The following is a 20,972-nucleotide window of genomic DNA, read 5'->3' as shown; positions in this document are numbered from 1 at the left end:
ATATTTTTTAACTGGAACGTCCGACCGATAAATCAGCCAGCTGCAACAAGGCTGCTTTGAAAGGATTGTCGGAAAGAGCATCCAACGCCTGCTTGGCTTTCTGTGCTTCCTGCTCAGCTTTACGGCGGGTGTAGCCAAAAGCATCCGTTTGCTGCATTGCAGCCATAATGGCATCCAAATGCTGCAGGCCATTGCCATCGATAATGGCACTGCGAATAAGGGCTTGCTGCTCCGCATTGCCATGTTTCAGCGCATGGATCAATGGCAGAGTTGGCTTCCCTTCAGCAAGGTCATCGCCAATGTTTTTGCCAAGTTCAGCCTGATCAGCCTGATAATCCAGCACATCATCAATTAGCTGAAACGCGGTGCCAAGATGCACGCCATAAGCGCGCATGGCCTTTACCACTGCGTCAGGTTGGTCCGCCAAAATCGCAGCCAGCTCGGTGGCGGCTTCAAACAGCTTGGCCGTTTTGCAGTAAATGACCTGCAGGTAGCTGTCTTCGCTGGTGTCAGCATCGTGTACGTTCATCAGCTGCAATACTTCACCCTCAGCGATCTTATTGGTGGCATCGGCCAGAATGGACATCACCTCCATACGTCTTAGCGATACCATCAACTGAAACGCACGGGTATAGAGGAAATCACCGACCAGCACGCTGGCCTGATTGCCAAACACGGCATTGGCGGTTTCTTTACCGCGCCGAAGAGTGGATTCATCCACCACATCGTCGTGCAACAGGGTAGCAGTATGAATAAACTCAATGATGGTCGCCAGAGTGATATGATCCTGTCCCTGATAACCGACTGCGCGGGCAGCGAGCGTGGTAAGTAATGGACGTAGTCGTTTGCCGCCGCTATTGACGATGTAAATGCCTAGCTGGTTAATTAAAGCTACATCCGATGTCAGCTGGGAAAAAATATGTTGATTGACTGCAGTCATATCGTCCTGAGATAACTGCCGGATCTGCTCTGGTAACATCAAAAAACCGCTTTGTTAAAGGGATGAAATTGCCGCAATTCTACACCATGGGCCAGAGGGACTCCAAGCAAAACGGGATCCTTTTGCCAGCGAAGGGATCTTTTTCGAATTTGCACTTGCGAGGTCAGGGGAAATTGCGTACAATTCGCGCCCTGTGAATTGAATTAACACGCCTCTTCTATTATGCACAGGCGTGCTTTGTACGGAGTTAACTATGTACGCGGTTTTCCAAAGTGGTGGTAAACAGCACCGTGTGACTGAAGGTCAGACCCTGCGTCTGGAAAAGCTGGATTTAGATGCCGGCGCCACAGTCGAATTTACCCCTTTGATGGTAGCAAATGGTGAGAACATCAGCATTGGTACCCCTGTTGTCGAAGGCAGCAAAGTGGTTGCGGAAGTGGTCAGTCATGGCCGTCACGATAAAATCAAGATCGTGAAATTCCGTCGTCGTAAGCATTCACGCAAGCAGATGGGCCACCGTCAGTGGTTCACTGAAGTGAAAATTACCAGCATCAGCGCGTAATCGAGGAGTACTAAACCATGGCAAGTAAAAAAGGTGTAGGTAGTACCCGTAACGGTCGCGATTCAGAAGCTAAACGCCTAGGTGTTAAGCGCTTCGGTGGTGAGTCTGTTTTAGCGGGTAACATCATTGTTCGTCAGCGTGGAACCAAGTTCCATGCCGGTACTAACGTAGGAATTGGCCGTGACCATACCTTGTTTGCACTGTCTGACGGCAAAGTTCAGTTTGAAGTCAAAGGCGAGCACAATCGCAAATACGTCAGCATTGTTGCTGAATAAGCTTCCTGCTGCGACAAGACCCCGCCCTGGTGCGGGGTTTTTTGTATCTGCTAACCGTGAAACATACTGCGAAGGTTTTGCTGCGGGTACTTTGGTATATACTAGTGCTGAGCATAGCGTGATGCACCCCATATTCTTTGAATCAGGTAACCACAGATGAAATTTGTTGATGAAGCCGTGATCCGGGTAGAAGCCGGCGATGGTGGGAACGGAATAATCAGTTTTCTGCGCGAAAAATTTATTGCCAAAGGTGGCCCGAATGGTGGCGACGGTGGCGATGGTGGTGACGTGTATTTGGTGGCAGATACCAATCTGAATACCTTGGTAGATTATCAATTCGAACGTTTTCACCGCGCTGAACGTGGTCAGAACGGTATGAGCAAGAACTGCACGGGTAAACGTGGTGAGGATCTTGAGCTACGTGTGCCGGTCGGTACCCGGGCCATTGATATTGATACCAACGAAGTGATTGGTGACCTGACGAAAGCTGGTCAGCGATTGCGGGTGGCAAAAGGTGGCTGGCATGGCCTTGGCAATGCCCGCTTTACCAGCAGTACCAACCGGGCCCCGCGCAAGAAAACCAATGGTACGCCCGGTGAGATCCGTAATTTGCAGCTGGAACTGATGTTGCTGGCGGATGTGGGATTGCTTGGTTTGCCCAATGCTGGTAAGTCGACCTTGATACGCTCTGTATCAGCGGCTAAGCCCAAAGTCGCTGATTATCCTTTTACCACTTTGGTTCCGAATTTGGGCGTGGTACGGGTGGATGCCCATCGCTCTTTTGTCATCGCAGATATCCCAGGATTGATTGAAGGTGCCTCCGAAGGTGCTGGCTTGGGGATTCAGTTTTTGCGTCACCTGGAGCGCTGTCGCCTGCTGATCCATCTGGTTGATGTGTTGCCAGCCGATGGGTCGGATCCGGCGGATAACGCCAAAGTGATTGTTGAGGAGCTGCAAAAGTACAGCACGAAGCTGGCTGATAAGCCGCGCTGGTTGGTCTTTAACAAAACCGATTTGGTACTCGAGGATGAGTTGGCCGAGATCCAAGCTAAGGTGGTCGCTGCGCTTGATTGGCAGAACCCAGTCTATAGCATTGCTGCTGCTAGCAGTACCGGCACTAAAGAGCTGGCCAAAGCGGTATTTGATTATCTGGATGAATTGCCCAGAGAGCAAGAACATGCGGACGTTGCGGATCCAGAGCAGTTTAAATGGCATGATGATGAGCCGGTGCATGGTCAGGCGGTACATCAACCACACGACGACAGCGATGACGATTTTGATGATGACGACGACGATGATTACGAGGTCGAAGTCATTTACCAGCGTTAGCAGGAGGCGACATGATTTCGATGATCGCTGCTATGGCACACAATCGGGTGATCGGATTGGATAACGATATGCCCTGGCATATGCCGGCCGATTTGCAGCACTTTAAGCGTCTTACCACTGGTAAAACCGTGCTGATGGGCCGTAAGACCTATGATTCCATTGGTCGCGCCTTACCAAACCGCCGTAATCTGGTGATAAGCCGTCAGCTGGCGCCTGAGAGCACTGATGCTGAATGGTTTAATAGCCTGGATGCGGCTTTAGCTGCAACCAGCGCAGATGAAGAAATAATGGTGATGGGTGGGGCGGAAATCTATCGGCAGTGTCTGCCAAAAGCAGAGCGACTTTATCTGACAGAGATTGATGCTGAGTTGCCAGGCGATACCTGGTTCCCAGATTACCTTGCTGTTGCCAGCTGGCAGTTGCTTAGGGAAGAAAAGCATCCAGCTGATAGCAAAAATCCATATGCGTATCAATTTATTACTCTGCAACGAGTGGTTTAGCTGATCAACATTTGCGCAGGCTGCTACATATTGCTACTATGATTTCAAAGCTGATGTGTATTTGAGGAGACGTAGATGAAGTTGTTGCCTACTTTGGTTTGTAGTGCTGTGCTTGCCGGAGCCATGGTGTTTGCACCTGTAGCTTCAGCCGATCAGCAACTGGCCGCCTCCATGTGTGACTACGTGGCTGCAGATGATCGCAATCGCTTTCGGAAAGTATTAAGTGACTACCGTTTACGACTGCGTAATATATACGATGGTGTTGTTTGTAATGGTGAAAGCCTGGTTCGGCATGCATTTCGCAGTAATGCGAATGATGTTGGCGAATTTATTATTCGTCAGTTACCGGGCTCGCAAATTGCTGACTCAGGCGATATAGAGTGGGCACAGGCCAATGGCTTTGGTGATACGCCATTGTTTGCGTCACTGCAGGATCGTGCTGGCAGCTAATAGCAAGGCTCCGCCCAATAAAAAATCCGCCAATCGGCGGATTTTTTATTGGGCGGAGCAGCCTGGATCAGACTTTAAACTGATCGACTGACTGCCTTAGTTCCTCAGCCAAGCGAGCAACTTCATGGCTGGAGTCTGAGGTTTGCTCTGCACCCGATGCGGTTTCTTCAGCAATGGATACAATCGACTCAAGCAGCTGGCTGATATCATTGGCCACTTGGTTCTGCTCTTCTGCTGCATGGGCGATTTGCTCACTCATATCCCGCGCCTGGTGCACTGCATGGGTAATCGAATCAAGCGCCTTGTCCTGAATATCGGTCTGAGAAACACAGTTCTCAGCTTGCTTCTTACCTTTCTTCATGGCTTCTACCGCATTCTGCGCACCTTTTTGCAGCACTTCAATCATCGCCTGAATTTCTTGCGTTGACGCCTGCGTTTTACTGGCCAGCGAGCGGACTTCATCGGCAACTACGGCAAAGCCTCGGCCTTGCTCGCCTGCCCGCGCAGCTTCAATGGCAGCATTAAGTGCCAGCAAGTTAGTTTGCTCGGCAATACCACGGATCACATCCAAAATGCTACCAATGGAGGCACTGTCTTGATGCAGCTTGTTAATGACCAAAGAGGCTTGCTCAACTTCGTGCGACAGTTCGGTAATGATTTGCTTGTTGGTTTGTGAGATCCCTTTAACGCGTTCGGCTTCACTATCGGCATTCTTAATTTCAGCCAGGGCGTCGCCAGCGCTTTGCATGACACCTTGTGAGGTGCTACTCATCTCAGTGGTAGCGGTCGCAGCCTGCGTAACCTGAGACTTTTGCTCCTTAATGGCGCCACTGGTTTGAACCGTGATCGCTGAGGTTTGTTCTGAGGCCGCTGCCAGCTGGGTAGAGCGGGAAATGATGCCTTTAATCAGTTGTTGCAGGCTGTCGATGACCTTATTGCAATTGCGCGACAGCTCGGCAAACTCATCGTGGCCTTTCACTTCGAGCTTACGAGTCAAATCGCCGGAAGCTACGATGCCCAGAATCTCATTAACCCGGTGCAGCGGTTGGGTTATGCTGCGAACTGTCCAAATAGTAATACCAGCCGCCAGCACCACAGAGATAAACATCACCACAAAGTTGAAGGTTACCGCATTGCTGACATTCGAGGCAGAAGCTTGCTGAATATCGTCGGCTGCACTGCGGGCTTGGCTAAGCAGCGCATTCAGTTGCGTTAAGCCTGCATTGGTATGCTGATCTGTCTGGGTAAGTAAAGTCTCTGCAGCCTCAATCGATTGTAGATGCTGTTCTTTCAAACGGATCAGTCCGCTACTGCCAGATAAAAGTTGTTCAATTTCTGCTACTTTCTCTGCCAAATCAGAAACTAAATCAAGGCTGCCAGCTTGTTGTTGTACAGTGGCAAAATTTTGAGTTAACTCACCTAAGCGAAAATTCAGTTCATTCGCTACCGTATTAGCAATGACTGGGTTTTCGGTACGAATCAGATCGACGGCTGTACTTATCAAGGTATTCAGACCCATTTCAATCTGAGTTGCTGACTCATAAGCATCTGGAAACCGAGTGCGTACATCGCGGACATCGGTAAAATCCAGAATAAACATAGCGGCGTCGTCGGATGCAGTTTCCAGCGCCTCCATCCGTTGATTCAGGTTGTCGCGTAAAGTCAGACGATTGGTTAGCTGATCAAATAAACGATCACTGGCTGGTAGGAATTGATTGTAGACGTCACGTACCTGGGTGTAGGCAACTCTTAGTTCTTCTTCATTTTCAATCGCCTGCTGTAAGTTCTGCGCTGAGCGATTGAAGGTTTCGCGCTCTTGATTAAACTGGCGTTGGAAACGACTGATCTCATCCAGCTCATCGGCATAAAAAGCCTGCAGGCTAATTTTGCTCATAATAACAAACTGGCTCTGCAACGCCGAACTGTTCTCCAGAGCTGGAATGGATACGTTGTTGACCTGGGTGGTGGAGTTATTGATGCTGTTCAGACTAAAGTATGCTGAGATACCAATGATCAGCAGTAGTAAGGAGATGATGCCGAAGCCACCAATGACCCTGAGCGCTACAGTTAACTTCATAAAAACTCCCGATGGACTGGCCAGTCAGACATTTCTAGAAAAAAGTCTGATGAATCAGCCATTAGTTTAGCTAAATTCATGCTGAATACCAAAGGCTATAGCAAGCTGAGAGCCGTATTAGTCGATCAGCATGGTTTTTTTCTGATATCCGTTGACACTATACCGCTGTTTTGTCTGAATACAATAGGCGGTTAAGAGATTCCCCCAGACGCAGCCTGTGTCAAGCGCGATGGCTTTTGGGTGAAGACAGGTGCCATTTAATGCCGCCCAGTGACCAAACAAAATCGTGGTGGTAGCCTGCTGTGGCCAAAAATCAAACCAGGGTTTGAGTGGGCTGTTGCTGTCGGGCTCGCCTTTTTCTTTGAACTCCAGCCTGCCATCCGGATGGCAGAACCGCATTCGGGTCAGTGCATTGATGGTAAAGCGCAGTTGATCATCCTGGTTGTCTGAGGCAGACCAGCTGCTGGGCTCATTGCCATACATAGTGGCTGTTAGTGACTTTGCATCCTGTTGCAGTGCTTCAGACACTCTCTGGGCCTGCGCGAGAGCCAGAGTACGATCCCAACCTGGCGGAATACCAGCATGCACCAGTAAGTGTTGTTCATCTGGGCTATGGATCAGTGGCTGTTGGGTTAACCAATGAATAAGTTCGTCAAAATCTGCTGCCTGTTGCAGATTATCCAGCTGATCACTGACTTTAATGCGGCCGTAGCCATAGGCACTGGCAATCAGATTTAAATCATGGTTGCCAAGAACAGTAACCGCTGCAGAGCCTAGAGCGCGGATAAAACGCAGTGTTTCAAGTGATTTTGGGCCCCGGGCAACTAAATCACCACACAACCACAGTTGATCCTGTTTTTCATTGAAATCAATAGCAGTCAGCAAATGCTGCAGCTGGTCATAGCAACCCTGAATATCACCAATGACGTAACTAGCCACAATGGTCCCTGTTAATGCAAAATATTGGGCAGTGCCAGGCGGAACAGTGGGATCGCCACCTGAAACTCCTGTTGGTTTTGATCCAGCATAATGTAGTGGCCTTGCATGGTGCCTACCGGTGTTTCCAAAATAGCACCACTGGTGTAACTGTAACTTTCACTGGGCGCCAACACGGGTTGTTCACCAACCACGCCTTCACCATCGACCTCTACTTGCTTGCCGTTGGCATCGCTTATTAACCAATGCCGGCGAAGAAGCTGTATGGTTTCAGTGCTGGTATTCTCTATCTGGATGCTGTAGGCAAACACATATTTGTGCTCGTCAGGCACGGACTGTGCGGCAATGTAAAAGGTTTCTGCTGTCACCCGTATGTCTGCTGGGTTCATGAGGCTTTGCTTTCCTGTTGCGTGGCTAACCAACGGCCAATGCGAATAAAGTCATCAACCGATAATTGTTCCGGACGTTGCCCAGGATCAAGAGCAAGGGATTCAAGTTGCTCGGCCGTAGCCAGATTACCCAGACAATTGCGAAGCGTTTTACGGCGTTGATTGAAGGCTTCCAGGCAGACCTGGTTTAAAATGTGCACTGGCACCTGCTCCGTTTCAGGGCGGTTGCGAGGCAGGAGTCGGACCACAGCGGAGTCTACTTTAGGAGCAGGTTTAAACGCGCCGGGGCCTACCTCTACTACAGGTAAGGCCTCGCAATAGTACTGCGTCATTACCGTTAAACGGCCAAATGCTTTACTGCCGGGAGCTGCGGTCATGCGTTGTACCACTTCTTTTTGCAACATGAAATGCATGTTTTCAATCAAGGGACAAAAGTGGAATAAATGAAACAGTAAGGGGGTAGAAATATTGTACGGCAGATTACCGAAGATTTTCATCTTCTTGCCCGGCTCAGCCAGGCTGGCAAAGTCAAACTTCATCGCATCAGTTTGGATGATGGTTAGTTTATCTGCCAGTAATGGGTGCTGCGACAAGCGTGCAGCAAGGTCCCGATCCAGCTCAATGACTGTGAGTCGATCTGTGCGTTCAGCCACCGGCTCGGTAATAGCACCCAGGCCAGGGCCAATTTCTATTAGTATTTCACCGACTTGTGGTCGGATGGCTTTGACAATGCGCTCGATAACGACGGGGTCGTGCAAAAAGTTCTGACCAAAACGTTTTCTGGCTTTGTGTTCGGGTTGATTCATAGGCTTGAGGTTGCTCCGGCGGTGCGAGCAGATGCACGCTGAATAAGTTGAATGGCCTGCTCGACGGCATGCAGCAAGCTACCTGGATCGGCTTGGCCAGTTCCTGCCAAATCAAGGGCTGTGCCGTGATCGACCGAGGTACGAATTAAGGGTAAACCCAGGCTGATATTGACCGACTTACCAAACCCCATGTGCTTGAGTACTGGTAGACCCTGATCATGATACATAGCCAGCACGGCATCGGCATCGTTCAGGTATTTCGGTTGAAACAAGGTATCAGCCGGTAAGGGACCTACCAAGTCCATACCTTGCTGTCGCAACATTTCCAGGGTAGGAATCATGATATCCAGCTCTTCGCGCCCAAGATGACCATTCTCACCTGCGTGAGGATTCAGGCCACAGACATAGATACGGGGCTGCTCAATACCAAATTTTTGCTGCAGATCCTGATGCAAAACCTGCAGCACCACTTGCAAACGTTCACTGGTAATGGCTTTCGCGACATAAGCCAGCGGGATATGAGTGGTTGCCAGTGCGACTCTGAGACCTTCTGTCGCCAGCATCATCACGACGTGGCTGCTGTTGCACTGGTGAGCAAAAAATTCGGTGTGGCCGCTAAACGGGATGCCAGCCTGATTGATGATACCTTTATGAACCGGGCCGGTTACGATAGCGGCAAAAGCTCCGGCGATGGTTTGCTCCCCGGCAAAACGGAGCGTTTCAACTACATAAGGACCATTGGCCTCATTCAGGATACCCGGCGCTACGGCTTCAGCAGTTTGAAAAGGAGCCAGTGTCAGGCTACCAGCCCTTTGTGGACGGGCCGCTTGGTCCGGTTGATAGGGGAGCAACTCGACCTGCAGCCCCAGTAGCTTCGCCCGCTGCTGAAGTAGCTCGGCATCAGCACAGACCACTAGTTCAACCGGCCAGTCACGACTGGCCAGCTGCAGTACTAAATCAGGACCTATGCCCGCCGGTTCGCCCGGAGTAATACCAAGACGCTGCGTCATGCTTTAATCCAGAACCTCAATGTAGGCTTCATCACGAAGCTCACGTAGGAAGGTGGTAGACTCTTCACTAAAGCGGCGATTAAAAATCATTCGGTAGATTTGCTCACGTTGCCGATCCGCCGTGGCATCGACCGAGCGGCGCTCTAGCACTTGTACCACGTGCCAGCCATGTTCAGTCCGAAATGGCTCACTGATTTCATTCAGATCCAGGCTGCGTAAGGTATCACGGAACTCAGGCACAAAAATATCAGGCTCAGCCCAGCCCAGATCACCGCCATTATTGCGTGAACCAGGGTCTTCTGAATGCTCGCGTGCAAAATCGGCAAAGCTGACATTGCCATTACGGAAATCTGTGACAAAGCGGGCTAGCCTATCACGGGCGCGTTCCTCACTTAAGATAATGGACGGCCGGATCAGCACATGGCGTGATTTAACTTCCTCGATTTCAGCGACATTCTCACCCCGGATATCAAAGATGGTCAGGATGTGAAAGCCTGCGCCTGAACGAAGTGGGCCTATCATGTCGCCACGACGCTTACCGCGGATGGCTTCGGCAAACAAGGTTGGCATTTCATTGATGTTCATCCAGCCCATATCACCGCCTTCAAGGGCTCGGCTGCCTGATGATGACGTAATGGCCTGCTGGCGAAAATCAGTTCCCTCTCTTAGCAACTCGAGAACACGATCAGCCTGTCGACGGGCCTGCTCAATATCATCGGTGCTGGCTTGATTGGGTAAGCCAATTAAAATATGGCCAATGTTGTATTGTTCGGATGTGGCTCCTTGTTCCTGCATCACCCGTAGTAAGCTTTCAACCTCTTGCGGGCTGATGTAAATGCGGCGCTGAACAGCATTGCGCATCACTTCGTTGGTGGTGATCTCTTCGCGCAAACGTTCACGAAATTGCTGATAGCTGCCTTCTTCTTGCTCAACCTGCACCCTGAACTGATCCAAGCTCATGCCTTCGCCTGCAGCAATGCGCTGAATGGTTTGATCCAGCTGGGCATCACTGATTTGCAGGCCCATACGATTGGCCATCTGCATTTGCAAGCTGGTTTGTATTAGGCGCTCCAAGGCCTGTACTCGTAATACTTGATCCGAGGGTAAACCCTGGCCCTGTGAGGCAGCATTCCGCTTCACGCGATCCACGACTTCCCGGACTTCGGACTCAAGCACTACACCACTATCAACAATGGCTGCGATCCGATCGATCTCCCGCTCAGCGCCATGGCTCTGAGGCCCGGACAGCAAGCAACCGACAAGTACAATACAGGACAATAATCTCATAAACCCCTACACTAATTATTCAATAAATATGGACGGCGATAGCTGAAGATGCCATTAGATAACATGTCTGTGACGGCAAAACCAGCATTATCACCAAAGCCTTTTAACACAAATTGCAGCGAAATACCGTGATCAAAGCGTCTGGGGGCAGCGAAGTCAAATGGCTCTCTACCCAGTTCTGCCATAATTTGTCGCCTTGCGACAACACGGACTGCCCAGCAACAGGACTCAAATTGTAACCCGAGATGCGCATCCAGTAACTGGCTGCGTTTTAGGTCGTAATAATAACTGGCTACCAGTTGCCATTCATCAGCAACTGGCAAGGTACCCAGTAAACCAAGCTGACTGATTTCGTAGTCTGAGACTGCCTGACTGTATCGATGGTTCAACTGAAACAGCTTTTTGTCACTGCCCCGATAATCCAGGGTGGCATTGCTTTTTACCAGAGTGCGACTGTCACTGTCGTACTGCACACCGGCACTGACAAACCAACGATGGTGCCATTGCCACATGGCCTCCGCTGCTAGCATCGACTCAATACCGGTCAGATTTTGCTGGTGGGGATCATCCTGCTCTGTGGGTGATTGCAGAAAAATAATCTGGCCCAGACTAAAACGAAACAGCTCTCGATCAGCGCCATCATAAATTCGGCTGGTAGCGCCTAAGGTCAGTTGATTCGCTTCGTTAATGCGATCCAGGCCCGAAAAGCGGTTCTGACGGAAAAGTCCATAGTAGTCATCCTGCAGCCGGGTGGTGTCGTACAAGCCTATGTTGCGCTGGTCTCTGTAAGGTACATAAAGATATTGCAGCTGTGGCTCCAATGTCTGGATGCCGCCTTCTGAGCCGCCTTGCAACGGACGCTCAAAGTTAAGTTGAGCACGCAAGCGGAGTTTTGGCAAGGTACGTTGAACCCGGCTATCTTCTTGCGATAAAAAATGATGGCTGTTCTGTTGATAGCGGGTGTGCATGAGGCTGGCCTCGGCTACCAACTCTGCACCCGGAGTGATCCAGGGCAGCCTGAGCTCTGGTTCCAGATGGGTGCGATGCGCAGAATGGATCAGGGCGGCATCGTTGCGAAAGTGGGCGTAGTTTGCCTGCCAATCGAATTCAAACCAGGCAAGTTGCAGGGCCTCTGCTGCCCGAACTTCCAGTTGAGGTACCGCCATATAAGCTTTGTCATAGTCGCCCAGTACTGAGAACCCCTGCAACTGCAAGCGTGCTAGCATTTGATCGCCAAAATAAGAGAGGTTCGCTTGCTTTAGTAATTGCGTATCGCTGGGGTTAACATGATCGGAGCCCAGCTCGGTGAGATATGCATCATCACTTATTTCGGTCACATCGACAGTCGCGCGCCAGCGAGGGTTTAAATCACTAAGTTGCTGATAGTGCCCCAGGTAGCGTTTGCCCAGCTCTGATCTATCCTGATCCTTGTGCATGTATTCCAGATGCATCAGTCCCTGATGCGCTTCCGTCAGATAACGAAACTCAGACTTTAACTGAAAGCCACGATTCGTCATCAAGCGAGGCGTTAACGTCATATCGTAATGTGGTGCCAGGTTCAGATAATAGGGTAACTCTAAATCCACCCCCAACCGTTGCGAGTTACTCACCTTGGGCAAAAGTAAGCCTGAGCGACGTTCATCGGAGATAGGAAATGACAGGTAGGGCAAATAAAGGACTGGAACATCATGAACTCGAAATACGGTATGCCAGGCTTCACCCCAGCCTTCATCGGCATTCAGTTGAATGCGGTTTGCATGCAAAGCCCAGCTGTTATCCCCGTCCGGACAGGCAGTAAAGTTGGCGCGCTGCAATTCTAGCTGTCGCTCAGTGACTGACAGAACCTCCGCCGCCCCTCGGCCTGCCTGCTCAACCAACTGATAATGCGCTTCAGATAATTCGACCCGATTACTGGCGAGATCAGCTTGAAATTGTTGACTACGCACGGCAATGGCGGAGCTGAAATAATCAATGCCTCCTTGAGCCAGAATTTGTTGTCTACTCTGGTCGTAACTTGCTTGAGGTGCTTGCAACAAGGTATCACGATAGCTGACCTGAACAGCCCCATCAAAGCTGGCATATTGATTATTGCTAAGCCGCAATCCTTCGGACTCGATACGCACCTGATTGCTGGTACGATCAAGCTTGGCAAACGCTGCAGGTTGAACCAGCGGCGCATAACAACTGGACGGTGTCGCTTCCGATAGCGTTTCCGGTATTTTTGCAGCTATACCAGAGGGCTGAACACAAAGTAGGGCCATCAGGCAGCCTATCGCCAGGCTGGTCAAGCGAAACGTCATCTGTTTGTTAAACCTTGATCTGTCTTTGGAAGAATGCGCGAGTGCTTATGATAAAGCAAATTGTTGTACCCCGCTATGCTGTTCTGTTGCCAAGCCGCACAAACGCTATGTTAGAGACTGGTACAGTCACGTAGTACTGGTATAATGGCTACCATTTGATTCTAGATACTGGCTGTTATACGGGGGTTGTCTGACTATCTGCTTAGCTGGAAAACTTCCCAAGGCTCTGAAGGAGTTCTCTGGTGTGGGGTAAAATTCTTGGAGCCTTATTTGGTATGGCTATTTTGCGCTTACCCGGTCTCTTTATCGGTTTATTGATAGGGCATTGGTTTGATCGGGCGCTTAGCCGGCAATTTGAACGTCAGGGTGGCTTCCAGCGTTTATTCCGCAATCAGCAAGAAGCGCAGGGCATTTTTATGTTCAGTACCTTCGCCGTGATGGGACATCTGGCGAAGTCATCTGGTGTGGTGACCCCGGCCCACATTCGTCAGGCCCAGCACTTTATGGAGCAGCTTGGCCTGAACGCTGCTCAGCGAAAAGAGGCACAAGATGCCTTTCGGGATGGCAAGGCCAGCCACTTCCCCTGGCAACAACAACTGCAGGAATTAAAAGAGGCATACCGTAACCGGCCTGATGTGCTGATGCTGTTTTTGGAAATTCAACTCGGCATTGCTTTGGCTGATGGCAAAATCACCCCACGGCAGCGGGCGCTTTTGAGTCTTATAGCAGAGCAATTGGATTTTTCAGCCTTGCAGTTTGAACAAATCCTTGGGCGCTATGAAGCGGAGGCTCGCTTTACCCATCGTCGACACCAAAGTCGAAGCACACAACCGTCGGGCTCGAGCCTGGCGGATGCTTATGCTTTACTCGGTGTATCCGATGACTGCAGTGAAGCTGAGTTGAAGAAGGCCTACAAACGATTGATGGCGCAGCATCACCCGGATAAATTAATCGCTCAGGGGATGCCGAAGGAAATGTTGGAGCTGACCAAGCAAAAAACCCAAGAGATACAGGCAGCCTATGCGCTTATCAAGCAAAATCGGGCGCGTTGATTACTTTTTTCATTTACTTTTTCAGAGGTAGCGTGCATGCAAATGGATGCCAGTTGGCTGCAGCGTTTGAAAAAAATTGAGCAAAGCCATTACTTTCAAGGTTTTGTGATTGCGGTTATTGTCATTGCGGCGTTAGCCGTAGGCGCTAAAACCTATCGCCTGCCCGGGTGGCTTGAACAAGGCATCAGTGTGCTTGATGTGGCGATTACCTTATTCTTTTTGGTCGAAATCAGCATCCGTTTTTTATCGGCTGAGCAGAAAAAAAGGTTCTTTCATGACGGTTGGAATTTGTTTGATACCTTAATTGTTGTGGCCAGCTTGATTCCGCTGCCAGACAGTGAGATGGTGGTCATTGGTCGTTTGCTGCGAGTGCTGCGAGTGCTGCGCTTGGTATCCATTGTTCCGGAGCTGCGCTTTTTAATCAATGCTTTGCTGAAAGCCATCCCTAAGATGGGCTATATCGCGCTGTTGATGTTTATCATTTTCTATATTTTTGCGGCAGTAGGTTCTATTTTCTTTGCGCAGATTGATGAATTCCTCTGGGGGGATATTGCGATTTCCATGCTGACCCTGTTCCGGGTCGCGACCTTTGAGGATTGGACTGATGTAATGTACGACACCATGGAGGTATATCCGCTTAGCTGGATTTACTACATCGTGTTTATTTTCCTGACCACCTTTATTTTTCTGAATATGATGGTGGGGGTGATTCTGGAAATTATGACCAACGAAACCCGAAAAGAAGATCATCAGCAGCAAGAGAACCACCACACTGAGTTGCTGCAGCAGCTAACCGCACTGCAGCAACAGGTGGCCCGATTAAACAGTCGGTTGGATCAGCAGCAGGATACCGTCGCGGGCAGAGCCGGGGATGGTTGAGCCGCTGTTGCTGCGGCTGGCAGCAGGTAATTATCAAAGGTAAACACTTCGGAGCTTTCCAGCGAGACTTTACGGTACCCTTCGGATTCTTCCAGCACCACCACTTCGCTGGTTACTGAGTGAATGGTGCATTGATCCGTTGGCAGGAGCTCTGCCAGGTAGCGAGCCATGGCGCGTAACTGGGAGCTGGCCGCCAGGCGACGTGTTTCTGCTTCATCGTGGCAAATATGAGCTTGCTCAATCAACGTCATGGTACTGCCAACACTGCTGACTGGTTCCGGAATCACTTCGATCGGCACAATGACCACGGGAGCAGGGGAAGAGCACGCTTGCAACAGGCCTAGGCCTGCCAGAGTAAACAGGATACGGGTTGTATTTTTCATCACTGATACCAAAAGAATGTGTTGGGGAACACTCGCTACAGATTATAGTCCGAGATAGCTGAGCCAGCCATACACCTCTTTATACATCACTTGTTGCGTGGTTTCCAGCTCGGCATGGCCTGTTAGCAAGCGCTGACGGTACATTAAGTTTGCATGTCGCTGACTCCATTGTCGTCGCAGCTCAAAGGTACTGGCTATATGCAGGTGATCGTGATGATGCGCCAGATCGAGTACAGGGATCGTCTGGCGAGCGATCCGTTGCGCCAACTGACGATTACTGGCTGGGTCGGTATGGTAACTGCTAAGGAATACCAATGCTTCTGGTTGTCTGGGCAGCTGGGCCCAATCCAGCTGGCTGAGTAAGCTACCGCTTTGCCCTTGTGCCAGGATCACCAGGTGACCTGCTTGCCAATCCTGCTGAGTCAGTACCAGCTGCAGTTGCTGTTGGAAATGATTTAACGTCTCGTCATGGTCTATTTCAGTCGCAGAGTCTGAACTGACAGGATAGTTTGGAAGGATGGCAACGGTCGACCAGCCATGCTCATTCATTGCTTGGCGCAGGAAGTTGATTTGGCGTGGTGAGGCAGGATGCTGGCTTGGATCCGGCAATAAAACCAGTGTTCCTTGTTGATAGGGTGTCATGCCTTCCCGATGCACAACCAATAAAGCGTTTGGTACTTCACCAAGAAGTCGTAGCTCCCACTCTGGCAGGTAATGCTGTAGATCTGCCTGCAGCCAATTTGGTTGGGTTTGTGCTGTTGCTGTGAGGCCAGACAGTAGCAACAGCATAAGCACTACGAAACCAAATGATTGCATCTGAAGCTCCGGCTGAGTATGTGGTTAGAGTCCCTTGTATCGGCCAGCATGGAAAAAAATTAAAAAAAAACCGCTGACTGGCAGCGGTTTTTAGGCAAGAGAGCAGCGATTAACGCATTACCGGCTCTTTAATGCGGGCAGTAACCAGAGCTTCGATACGCTGGTTAGCACGATGTGCTTCACGGGTTGCACCTTCCATCCGCGGACGGGTGAAGCCGTAACCGACAGTGCTGATGCGTGAACGCTCAATACCATGGGTGTTGACCAACAGATCAGCAACTGCTTTTGCACGACGCTCAGACAGACGCTGGTTGTAATCGGCGGCACCAATACGTGATGCATGGCCTTCGATTTCCACTGTAGCTGTTGGGTAACGTTTCAGGTAATCCGCCAGACGGGCAACATCAGCACGTTGCTCGCGGGATACTTCAGCAGAGTCGAATGCAAACAGAACACGGATTTCTGCGCTGCCAACACGTTGCTGAACTTCCTGATACACAGTACAACCACGCTCATCTACTTTGTGGCCGCGTGGAGTGTTCGGGCACTGATCCAAATGATCTGGTACGCCGTCACCATCAGAATCAACCACGGCTGGCTGAGCTGGTGCCGGTGCCGGAGCAGGTGCTGGCGCTGCAGCAGAAGAGCTACCGAACACATAGGTCAAACCTGCTTTGATACCTGCATCCGCCCAAGTGCCTTTATTCAGGCCTTGGTAACGGTTGGCTTCTGCAAAGAAAGCCACATTTTCATTCAGGAAAGCGCGGTAACCAATACCAACGTTGGCAGAGTTGGTTTTGTCAATGGTATGACGGTTTAAACCAGCGACCAGGTAAATGTTGCTATCGTTTAAATGGTACATAGCATCAATACCAAAACGGTTGCCAGTAATACGATCACCAGTTAACTTGTTTTTCAGACGCTGGCGAGCGTAATCGGCACGAACTGCCCAGTTGTCATCAAAGCGGTAACCCAGCTCAAGACCTACACCAGGTCCACGGGTCAGGTAATCGAACTCAACATCGCGGGTTTTTTTACGATCTGGCATGTAGTATTCTGCAAACACAGAACCAAACATGCGCTCTTGCAGCTCTGCGGCTGATGGGGTGTTAGCATAAGCAGTGCCGGCCATCATTGGCAAAGCAACAGCTACAGCTACTGAACAAATTTTACGTTTCATCCATTTCTCCTTTAGGTGAAGTCTTACTTGCCAATTTTATAGGGAAATTGGTTATTTAACAAACCAATCCCGTAAATAAAGCAGGCAAATGCTGAAAAACAACAGTTTCTGATAGTCACAGCTATCTTAAGCAAGGAAGCTGAACCCTAGGTTAACAAAATGCGCTAAGTGTAGCAGTTTTTTATGGTTTTGGCATTACGATTTCTGTGAGCGTATTCAGTTAAAATACGCAGTCGCTATGGAATTGAAGCCAGTTGCCGTGAACCGGATGACGAAACCCCAGTGACTCTGCATGCAATAGGAGTCGCTGCGCAGAAGGTGTAGATTGTTTGCTGTAAAATTTATCACCAATAATTGGATGTCCAAGCCACTGCATATGCACCCGCAGTTGGTGCGAGCGACCGGTCACCGGGATGAGTGCCACCTTGCTTGCTGTATCGTTATGGGTCAGGAGCCGAAAGTGGGTGCAGGCCGGCTTGCCATGTAAAAAGCACACTTTTTGTTGTGGGCGTTTGGGCCAATCGCAAATAAGGGGAACTTCGATGGTACCTTTCTGGATGGTTAATTGGCCTTCCAACCAGGCAATATAGCGCTTTTGCACTTGTCGCTCGGCAAACTGACGGTTCAAATGCCGTTGGCTTTGCAAGTGCATGGCCATGACAACTAAGCCTGAGGTTGCCATATCCAACCGATGGACCACCCGGGCTGTCGGGAAAACCCGTTGCACTCGCCAGCTTAGACTATCCAGATGCTCTGGTGCTTTACCGGGTACCGATAACAAGCCGCTCGGTTTATTCAATACCAGAATATCCTCATCCTGATATTGAATATCCAGATAAGGCTGTAAGGGGGGCTGGTAATCCATCAACATCTTGGCTTAAGGCCTGTCATGACTGACTACCACCAAACGGATGGCATCCAGCTTGAGGCGGGCTTTGGCAATGTAATTGCTTAGGTCAGTTTGCTGTTGTTGTAAATAAGCAATTTCTTCCTGGCGCACCGCGGGATTCACTTGACGAAGTTGCTGTAAGCGCTCAGCCTCCCCCCCCAGGGCGTGTTGCATGCTTTGCTGGGCTTGCTGCTGAATGGCTGGCAGTTGTTGCAGTGCCAGTTGTTCGGCCTGTGTCAACGTGATATCCAGTTGTTTACGCAATGCTTTGACCACTTTTGCCGCCCCTTGCCTGGCAAGTGGTGCCAGTTGTTTTTCCAGTTGCGCAAAGGAGACTGCTTTTGCCAGATCCCTCCCTTGGGGGTCCATAAGCAAGCGGATTGGTGTGACTGGTAGGTACCGACCTAACTGGAGCTTGGCTGGTGCGCTGGCTTCAACCAGATAAATTAACTCCAGGAACCAACTACCGGCGGGAAGCGCTGGATTGTGCAACAGGGCAACGCTGTTATTGCCTCGTTGCTGTTCCGTCAGGTAATCAAGAGTGCTCAGTACCATCGGGTGGTCCCAGCTTAAGAATTGAATGTCCTCTTGAGCCAAAGCCGTGCTGCGATCGAAGGTAATACTCACGCCATCGTCGTGCAGTCCAGGGCAATAACTATCTTCCAGTTGTTCGGACGGTTTAAGGATCAAGCAGGTATCGGAGCGTTCTTCCTGTTGCACACCCAACTGATCCCAGCTTTGGCACATAAACAGTGCCAAATCGGGCTGATTATCCAGCGCTGCTAATTGCTGACTCAGCGCGTTGGCCTTTGCGCCACCTGAAGAGTTTAGTTCCAGCAATTGATCACGGCCCTGTTCGAGTTGCTGTTGCAGCTGGTGTTGCAGCTCAGCGCTTTGACTCAGCCACTGCGCCAGTTGTTCAGGTTGCCAGCCGGGGGTTTGTAGCAGCGACCAGAATAAAGCGGCTGTTTGCTGAAACACAGCAGCACCTGTCTGGCAGGTGTGTGCAAAGGCATTGAGGACCTGATGGTACCATTGTTGTTGGTAATCCTGAGCCGATTGTTTGAAATACAGAATGTGTAGCTGGATATCCTGCTGCTGGCCAATCCGATCGAGCCGGCCAATGCGTTGTTCCAGCAGATCGGGATTCAGTGGCAAATCAAATAATACCAAATGGTGCGCAAACTGGAAATTACGGCCTTCACTGCCTATTTCTGAGCAAAGCAAAATTTGCGCACTGTAGTCTTGCTGAGCAAAATAGGCTGCTGCTTTATCCCGTTCCATGATACTCATGCGCTCATGAAACACTGCTGCTCTAATACCCTCGCGTTGCATTAATGCTTTGTCCAGCTCCATGGCCGTTTCAGCATGAGCACAGATCAGCAGGAACTTCTCTGTTTTATGCTGCTTTAACAGTTGGATCAGGCTATCAATCCGCGGGTCAAGCTCATGCCAGGCGGGGGCTTGGCTGTGCTGACTGTACAGGCGCTCCGGGGTCAGTAAAGCACTTAGCTCGTTTGGCTCGGAGGCAGTGTGCAACAACCGCCCCGCACTGTGCTGATATGCAGTTGGCATATCAAGCCCAATAAAATTCGGGATACGTTGCGGAAAGCCGGCGATGGTGCGGCGGCTGTTCCGAAAAAGAACCCGGCCTGTGCCATGGCGATCCAGTAACGGTTGTAGAATTATTTGCTGCAGTTGCTCACGCTCTCTCAGGGTAAGACCTGCTTGTTGCAATTGTTGCAGCGGCGCCGATAGGGTTGGATCCATCAGCAGCTGGTGCAAGGCTGCCGCCGTGTCAATTGACAGTGGCTCTTGGTGCAGCAACTGGTCGGCCAACATAGCTATCTGTTGGAACTGCGCTTCTTGTGCTAAAAAAGCCTGATAATCGTAAAAACGATCGCCATCGAGCAGCTGTAAGCGGGCAAAGTGGCTGCGATGCCCTAATTGATCCGGGGTTGCGGTCAACAGGATCATACCCGGGATTTGCGCCGCAAGCTTGGCAACGCATTGATAAGCCAGGCTTGGGGTGTCAGCATCCCAACTGAGGTGATGCGCCTCGTCGACCACCAACAAATCCCAGGGGGCGGCAACAGCTTGCGCCAGCCATTCAGGTGCATTACTCAAAAACTCCAAGCTGCATAAAACGATTTGCGCTGTTTCAAACGGATTTTGTTGATCGATGGCACTTTGTTCGCAACGCTCCTGATCAAAGATAGCCACCGTCAGATTAAAACGGCGCAACATTTCGACCAACCATTGGTGTTGCAGGGATTCAGGTACCAGAATAAGCGCACGCTGGGCCAGGCCACTTATCAACTGCTGATGCAGGATGAGGCCTGCCTCAATGGTTTTGCCAAGCCCTACTTCATCGGCCAGCATTACCCTGGGTGCATGTCGTTTGGCGACTTCCTCCGCAATGTACAGCTGATGTGGTATCAAGCTAATACGCGCACCGGACAACCCCCGTAATGGATCTTGTTGCAGGCGATGCAGCTGTTGCTGACTTTGATAACGCAAACTAAAGGCTTCCAGCCGGTCGATTTGGCCGGCATACATGCGGTCTTGTGGTTGACTAAAGCTCAGAAAGTGATCGAGCAGGATTTCACGCAGTTGGATGCTTTCGTGGGTATCAACGCGGCTGCCATGATACACCAGTGTTTCAGTAACCTCTTCGACATGGCTGATGACCAGCTCAAAGCCTTCGGCGCTTCGTACCCGGTCGCCTGGCAGGAAGCGAATACGGGATAATGGAGCCTGCTGTCTGGCGTAGCAACGTTGCTCACCACTGGCAGGAAACAAGATGGTGATTGAGCGGTCATCCAATGCGACCACTGCGCCTAAACCTAAATCGGATTCACTTTCGCTAATCCAGCGCTGACCTAAAGCAAACGACATGATGTATCCAGTAA

20 protein-coding genes are annotated in these 20,972 nt (G+C 50.4%); 7 read left to right on the top strand and 13 right to left on the bottom strand.

All coding sequences use genetic code 11. The features are described from left to right. Positions 1-7 precede the first annotated feature (7 nt). The gene (ispB, locus tag BLW37_RS02235) at positions 8-979 is read right to left on the bottom strand and encodes an octaprenyl diphosphate synthase (RefSeq protein WP_091338775.1); all 972 of its coding nucleotides are present in this window, start codon (positions 977-979) and stop codon (positions 8-10) included. A gap of 214 nt (positions 980-1,193) precedes the next feature. Between ispB and rplU the strand changes: the two genes are divergently transcribed. The 5 genes from rplU to BLW37_RS02210 all read left to right on the top strand — a co-directional run bounded on the left by rplU (position 1,194) and on the right by BLW37_RS02210 (position 4,056). After that, positions 1,194-1,502, top strand: a complete 309-nt coding sequence (gene rplU / locus BLW37_RS02230; protein ID WP_091338772.1) for a 50S ribosomal protein L21 — start codon at positions 1,194-1,196, stop codon at positions 1,500-1,502. A 17-nt stretch (positions 1,503-1,519) separates the two neighbouring features. Further along, positions 1,520-1,777 (top strand): 50S ribosomal protein L27, encoded by a 258-nt coding sequence (gene rpmA / locus BLW37_RS02225; protein ID WP_091338769.1) that lies wholly within the window; start codon positions 1,520-1,522, stop codon positions 1,775-1,777. 156 nt (positions 1,778-1,933) lie between these two features. After that, complete coding sequence (gene cgtA, locus BLW37_RS02220) at positions 1,934-3,106, top strand: Obg family GTPase CgtA (protein WP_091338767.1); 1,173 nt, start codon at positions 1,934-1,936, stop codon at positions 3,104-3,106. Positions 3,107-3,117: 11 nt separating this feature from the next. Continuing rightward, positions 3,118-3,606, top strand: coding sequence for a type 3 dihydrofolate reductase (folA, locus tag BLW37_RS02215; protein WP_245785579.1), 489 nt, complete (start codon positions 3,118-3,120; stop codon positions 3,604-3,606). A 75-nt stretch (positions 3,607-3,681) separates the two neighbouring features. After that, positions 3,682-4,056, top strand: a complete 375-nt coding sequence (locus BLW37_RS02210; protein WP_091338765.1) for a DUF3718 domain-containing protein — start codon at positions 3,682-3,684, stop codon at positions 4,054-4,056. 67 nt (positions 4,057-4,123) lie between these two features. On the opposite strand, the gene BLW37_RS02205 is transcribed toward BLW37_RS02210, so the two are convergent. The 7 genes from BLW37_RS02205 to BLW37_RS02175 all read right to left on the bottom strand — a co-directional run bounded on the left by BLW37_RS02205 (position 4,124) and on the right by BLW37_RS02175 (position 12,861). Then, entirely contained in the window at positions 4,124-6,133 is a 2,010-nt protein-coding gene (locus BLW37_RS02205) for a methyl-accepting chemotaxis protein (RefSeq protein ID WP_091338761.1), read from the bottom strand. Positions 6,134-6,250: 117 nt separating this feature from the next. After that, positions 6,251-7,072, bottom strand: a complete 822-nt coding sequence (locus tag BLW37_RS02200) for a symmetrical bis(5'-nucleosyl)-tetraphosphatase (RefSeq protein WP_091338759.1) — start codon at positions 7,070-7,072, stop codon at positions 6,251-6,253. A gap of 11 nt (positions 7,073-7,083) precedes the next feature. Further along, positions 7,084-7,458: a Co2+/Mg2+ efflux protein ApaG gene (gene apaG / locus BLW37_RS02195; protein ID WP_091338757.1), complete on the bottom strand. Its 375-nt coding sequence runs from the start codon at positions 7,456-7,458 to the stop codon at positions 7,084-7,086. Next, a complete protein-coding gene (gene rsmA, locus BLW37_RS02190) occupies positions 7,455-8,264 on the bottom strand; it encodes a 16S rRNA (adenine(1518)-N(6)/adenine(1519)-N(6))-dimethyltransferase RsmA (RefSeq protein WP_091338754.1) in 810 nt (269 codons plus the stop codon). The genes apaG and rsmA overlap by 4 nt, the downstream gene beginning before the upstream one ends. Further along, positions 8,261-9,274 carry a 4-hydroxythreonine-4-phosphate dehydrogenase PdxA gene (gene pdxA, locus BLW37_RS02185; protein WP_091338752.1) on the bottom strand — a complete coding sequence of 338 codons (1,014 nt, stop codon included), beginning with the start codon at positions 9,272-9,274 and terminating at the stop codon, positions 8,261-8,263. The genes rsmA and pdxA overlap by 4 nt, the downstream gene beginning before the upstream one ends. 3 nt (positions 9,275-9,277) lie before the next feature. Further along, positions 9,278-10,561: a peptidylprolyl isomerase SurA gene (gene surA, locus BLW37_RS02180; protein WP_091338749.1), complete on the bottom strand. Its 1,284-nt coding sequence runs from the start codon at positions 10,559-10,561 to the stop codon at positions 9,278-9,280. A gap of 11 nt (positions 10,562-10,572) precedes the next feature. Beyond that, a complete protein-coding gene (locus tag BLW37_RS02175; RefSeq protein ID WP_245785578.1) occupies positions 10,573-12,861 on the bottom strand; it encodes an LPS-assembly protein LptD in 2,289 nt (762 codons plus the stop codon). Between the two features lie 242 nt (positions 12,862-13,103). Between BLW37_RS02175 and djlA the strand changes: the two genes are divergently transcribed. Together djlA and BLW37_RS02165 are read left to right on the top strand one after the other, a co-directional pair. Next, positions 13,104-13,913 (top strand): co-chaperone DjlA, encoded by an 810-nt coding sequence (gene djlA, locus BLW37_RS02170; RefSeq protein WP_091338746.1) that lies wholly within the window; start codon positions 13,104-13,106, stop codon positions 13,911-13,913. A 36-nt stretch (positions 13,914-13,949) separates the two neighbouring features. Beyond that, complete coding sequence (locus BLW37_RS02165; RefSeq protein ID WP_091338743.1) at positions 13,950-14,792, top strand: ion transporter; 843 nt, start codon at positions 13,950-13,952, stop codon at positions 14,790-14,792. On the opposite strand, the gene BLW37_RS02160 is transcribed toward BLW37_RS02165, so the two are convergent. The 5 genes from BLW37_RS02160 to rapA form a co-directional block, all read right to left on the bottom strand. Next, positions 14,750-15,175, bottom strand: a complete 426-nt coding sequence (locus BLW37_RS02160; protein ID WP_091338741.1) for a hypothetical protein — start codon at positions 15,173-15,175, stop codon at positions 14,750-14,752. The two genes, BLW37_RS02165 and BLW37_RS02160, sit on opposite strands and share 43 nt — an antisense overlap. A 42-nt stretch (positions 15,176-15,217) precedes the next feature. Further along, positions 15,218-15,991, bottom strand: a complete 774-nt coding sequence (locus BLW37_RS02155; RefSeq protein ID WP_091338738.1) for a DUF3530 family protein — start codon at positions 15,989-15,991, stop codon at positions 15,218-15,220. Between the two features lie 109 nt (positions 15,992-16,100). Then, complete coding sequence (locus BLW37_RS02150; RefSeq protein WP_091338735.1) at positions 16,101-17,171, bottom strand: OmpA family protein; 1,071 nt, start codon at positions 17,169-17,171, stop codon at positions 16,101-16,103. Positions 17,172-17,391: 220 nt separating this feature from the next. Further along, complete coding sequence (locus tag BLW37_RS02145; RefSeq protein ID WP_091338733.1) at positions 17,392-18,042, bottom strand: pseudouridine synthase; 651 nt, start codon at positions 18,040-18,042, stop codon at positions 17,392-17,394. A 6-nt stretch (positions 18,043-18,048) separates the two neighbouring features. Continuing rightward, a complete protein-coding gene (rapA, locus tag BLW37_RS02140) occupies positions 18,049-20,958 on the bottom strand; it encodes an RNA polymerase-associated protein RapA (protein WP_091338730.1) in 2,910 nt (969 codons plus the stop codon). Between the last annotated feature and the right edge of the window lie 14 nt (positions 20,959-20,972).

The sequence above is a fragment of the Alkalimonas amylolytica genome (assembly GCF_900107845.1).
Taxonomy (GTDB): domain Bacteria; phylum Pseudomonadota; class Gammaproteobacteria; order Enterobacterales; family Alteromonadaceae; genus Alkalimonas; species Alkalimonas amylolytica.
This window is presented reverse-complemented; position numbering and strand designations above follow the sequence as displayed.

Coding starts and splice junctions, on each gene's coding strand:
- ispB (WP_091338775.1), bottom strand. CDS start 979: ATGTTACCAGAGCAGATCCGGCAGTTATCTCAGGACGATATGACTGCA.
- rplU (WP_091338772.1), top strand. CDS start 1,194: ATGTACGCGGTTTTCCAAAGTGGTGGTAAACAGCACCGTGTGACTGAA.
- rpmA (WP_091338769.1), top strand. CDS start 1,520: ATGGCAAGTAAAAAAGGTGTAGGTAGTACCCGTAACGGTCGCGATTCA.
- cgtA (WP_091338767.1), top strand. CDS start 1,934: ATGAAATTTGTTGATGAAGCCGTGATCCGGGTAGAAGCCGGCGATGGT.
- folA (WP_245785579.1), top strand. CDS start 3,118: ATGATTTCGATGATCGCTGCTATGGCACACAATCGGGTGATCGGATTG.
- BLW37_RS02210 (WP_091338765.1), top strand. CDS start 3,682: ATGAAGTTGTTGCCTACTTTGGTTTGTAGTGCTGTGCTTGCCGGAGCC.
- BLW37_RS02205 (WP_091338761.1), bottom strand. CDS start 6,133: ATGAAGTTAACTGTAGCGCTCAGGGTCATTGGTGGCTTCGGCATCATC.
- apaG (WP_091338757.1), bottom strand. CDS start 7,458: ATGAACCCAGCAGACATACGGGTGACAGCAGAAACCTTTTACATTGCC.
- rsmA (WP_091338754.1), bottom strand. CDS start 8,264: ATGAATCAACCCGAACACAAAGCCAGAAAACGTTTTGGTCAGAACTTT.
- pdxA (WP_091338752.1), bottom strand. CDS start 9,274: ATGACGCAGCGTCTTGGTATTACTCCGGGCGAACCGGCGGGCATAGGT.
- surA (WP_091338749.1), bottom strand. CDS start 10,561: ATGAGATTATTGTCCTGTATTGTACTTGTCGGTTGCTTGCTGTCCGGG.
- BLW37_RS02175 (WP_245785578.1), bottom strand. CDS start 12,861: ATGACGTTTCGCTTGACCAGCCTGGCGATAGGCTGCCTGATGGCCCTA.
- BLW37_RS02165 (WP_091338743.1), top strand. CDS start 13,950: ATGCAAATGGATGCCAGTTGGCTGCAGCGTTTGAAAAAAATTGAGCAA.
- BLW37_RS02160 (WP_091338741.1), bottom strand. CDS start 15,175: ATGAAAAATACAACCCGTATCCTGTTTACTCTGGCAGGCCTAGGCCTG.
- BLW37_RS02155 (WP_091338738.1), bottom strand. CDS start 15,991: ATGCAATCATTTGGTTTCGTAGTGCTTATGCTGTTGCTACTGTCTGGC.
- BLW37_RS02150 (WP_091338735.1), bottom strand. CDS start 17,171: ATGAAACGTAAAATTTGTTCAGTAGCTGTAGCTGTTGCTTTGCCAATG.
- BLW37_RS02145 (WP_091338733.1), bottom strand. CDS start 18,042: ATGTTGATGGATTACCAGCCCCCCTTACAGCCTTATCTGGATATTCAA.
- rapA (WP_091338730.1), bottom strand. CDS start 20,958: ATGTCGTTTGCTTTAGGTCAGCGCTGGATTAGCGAAAGTGAATCCGAT.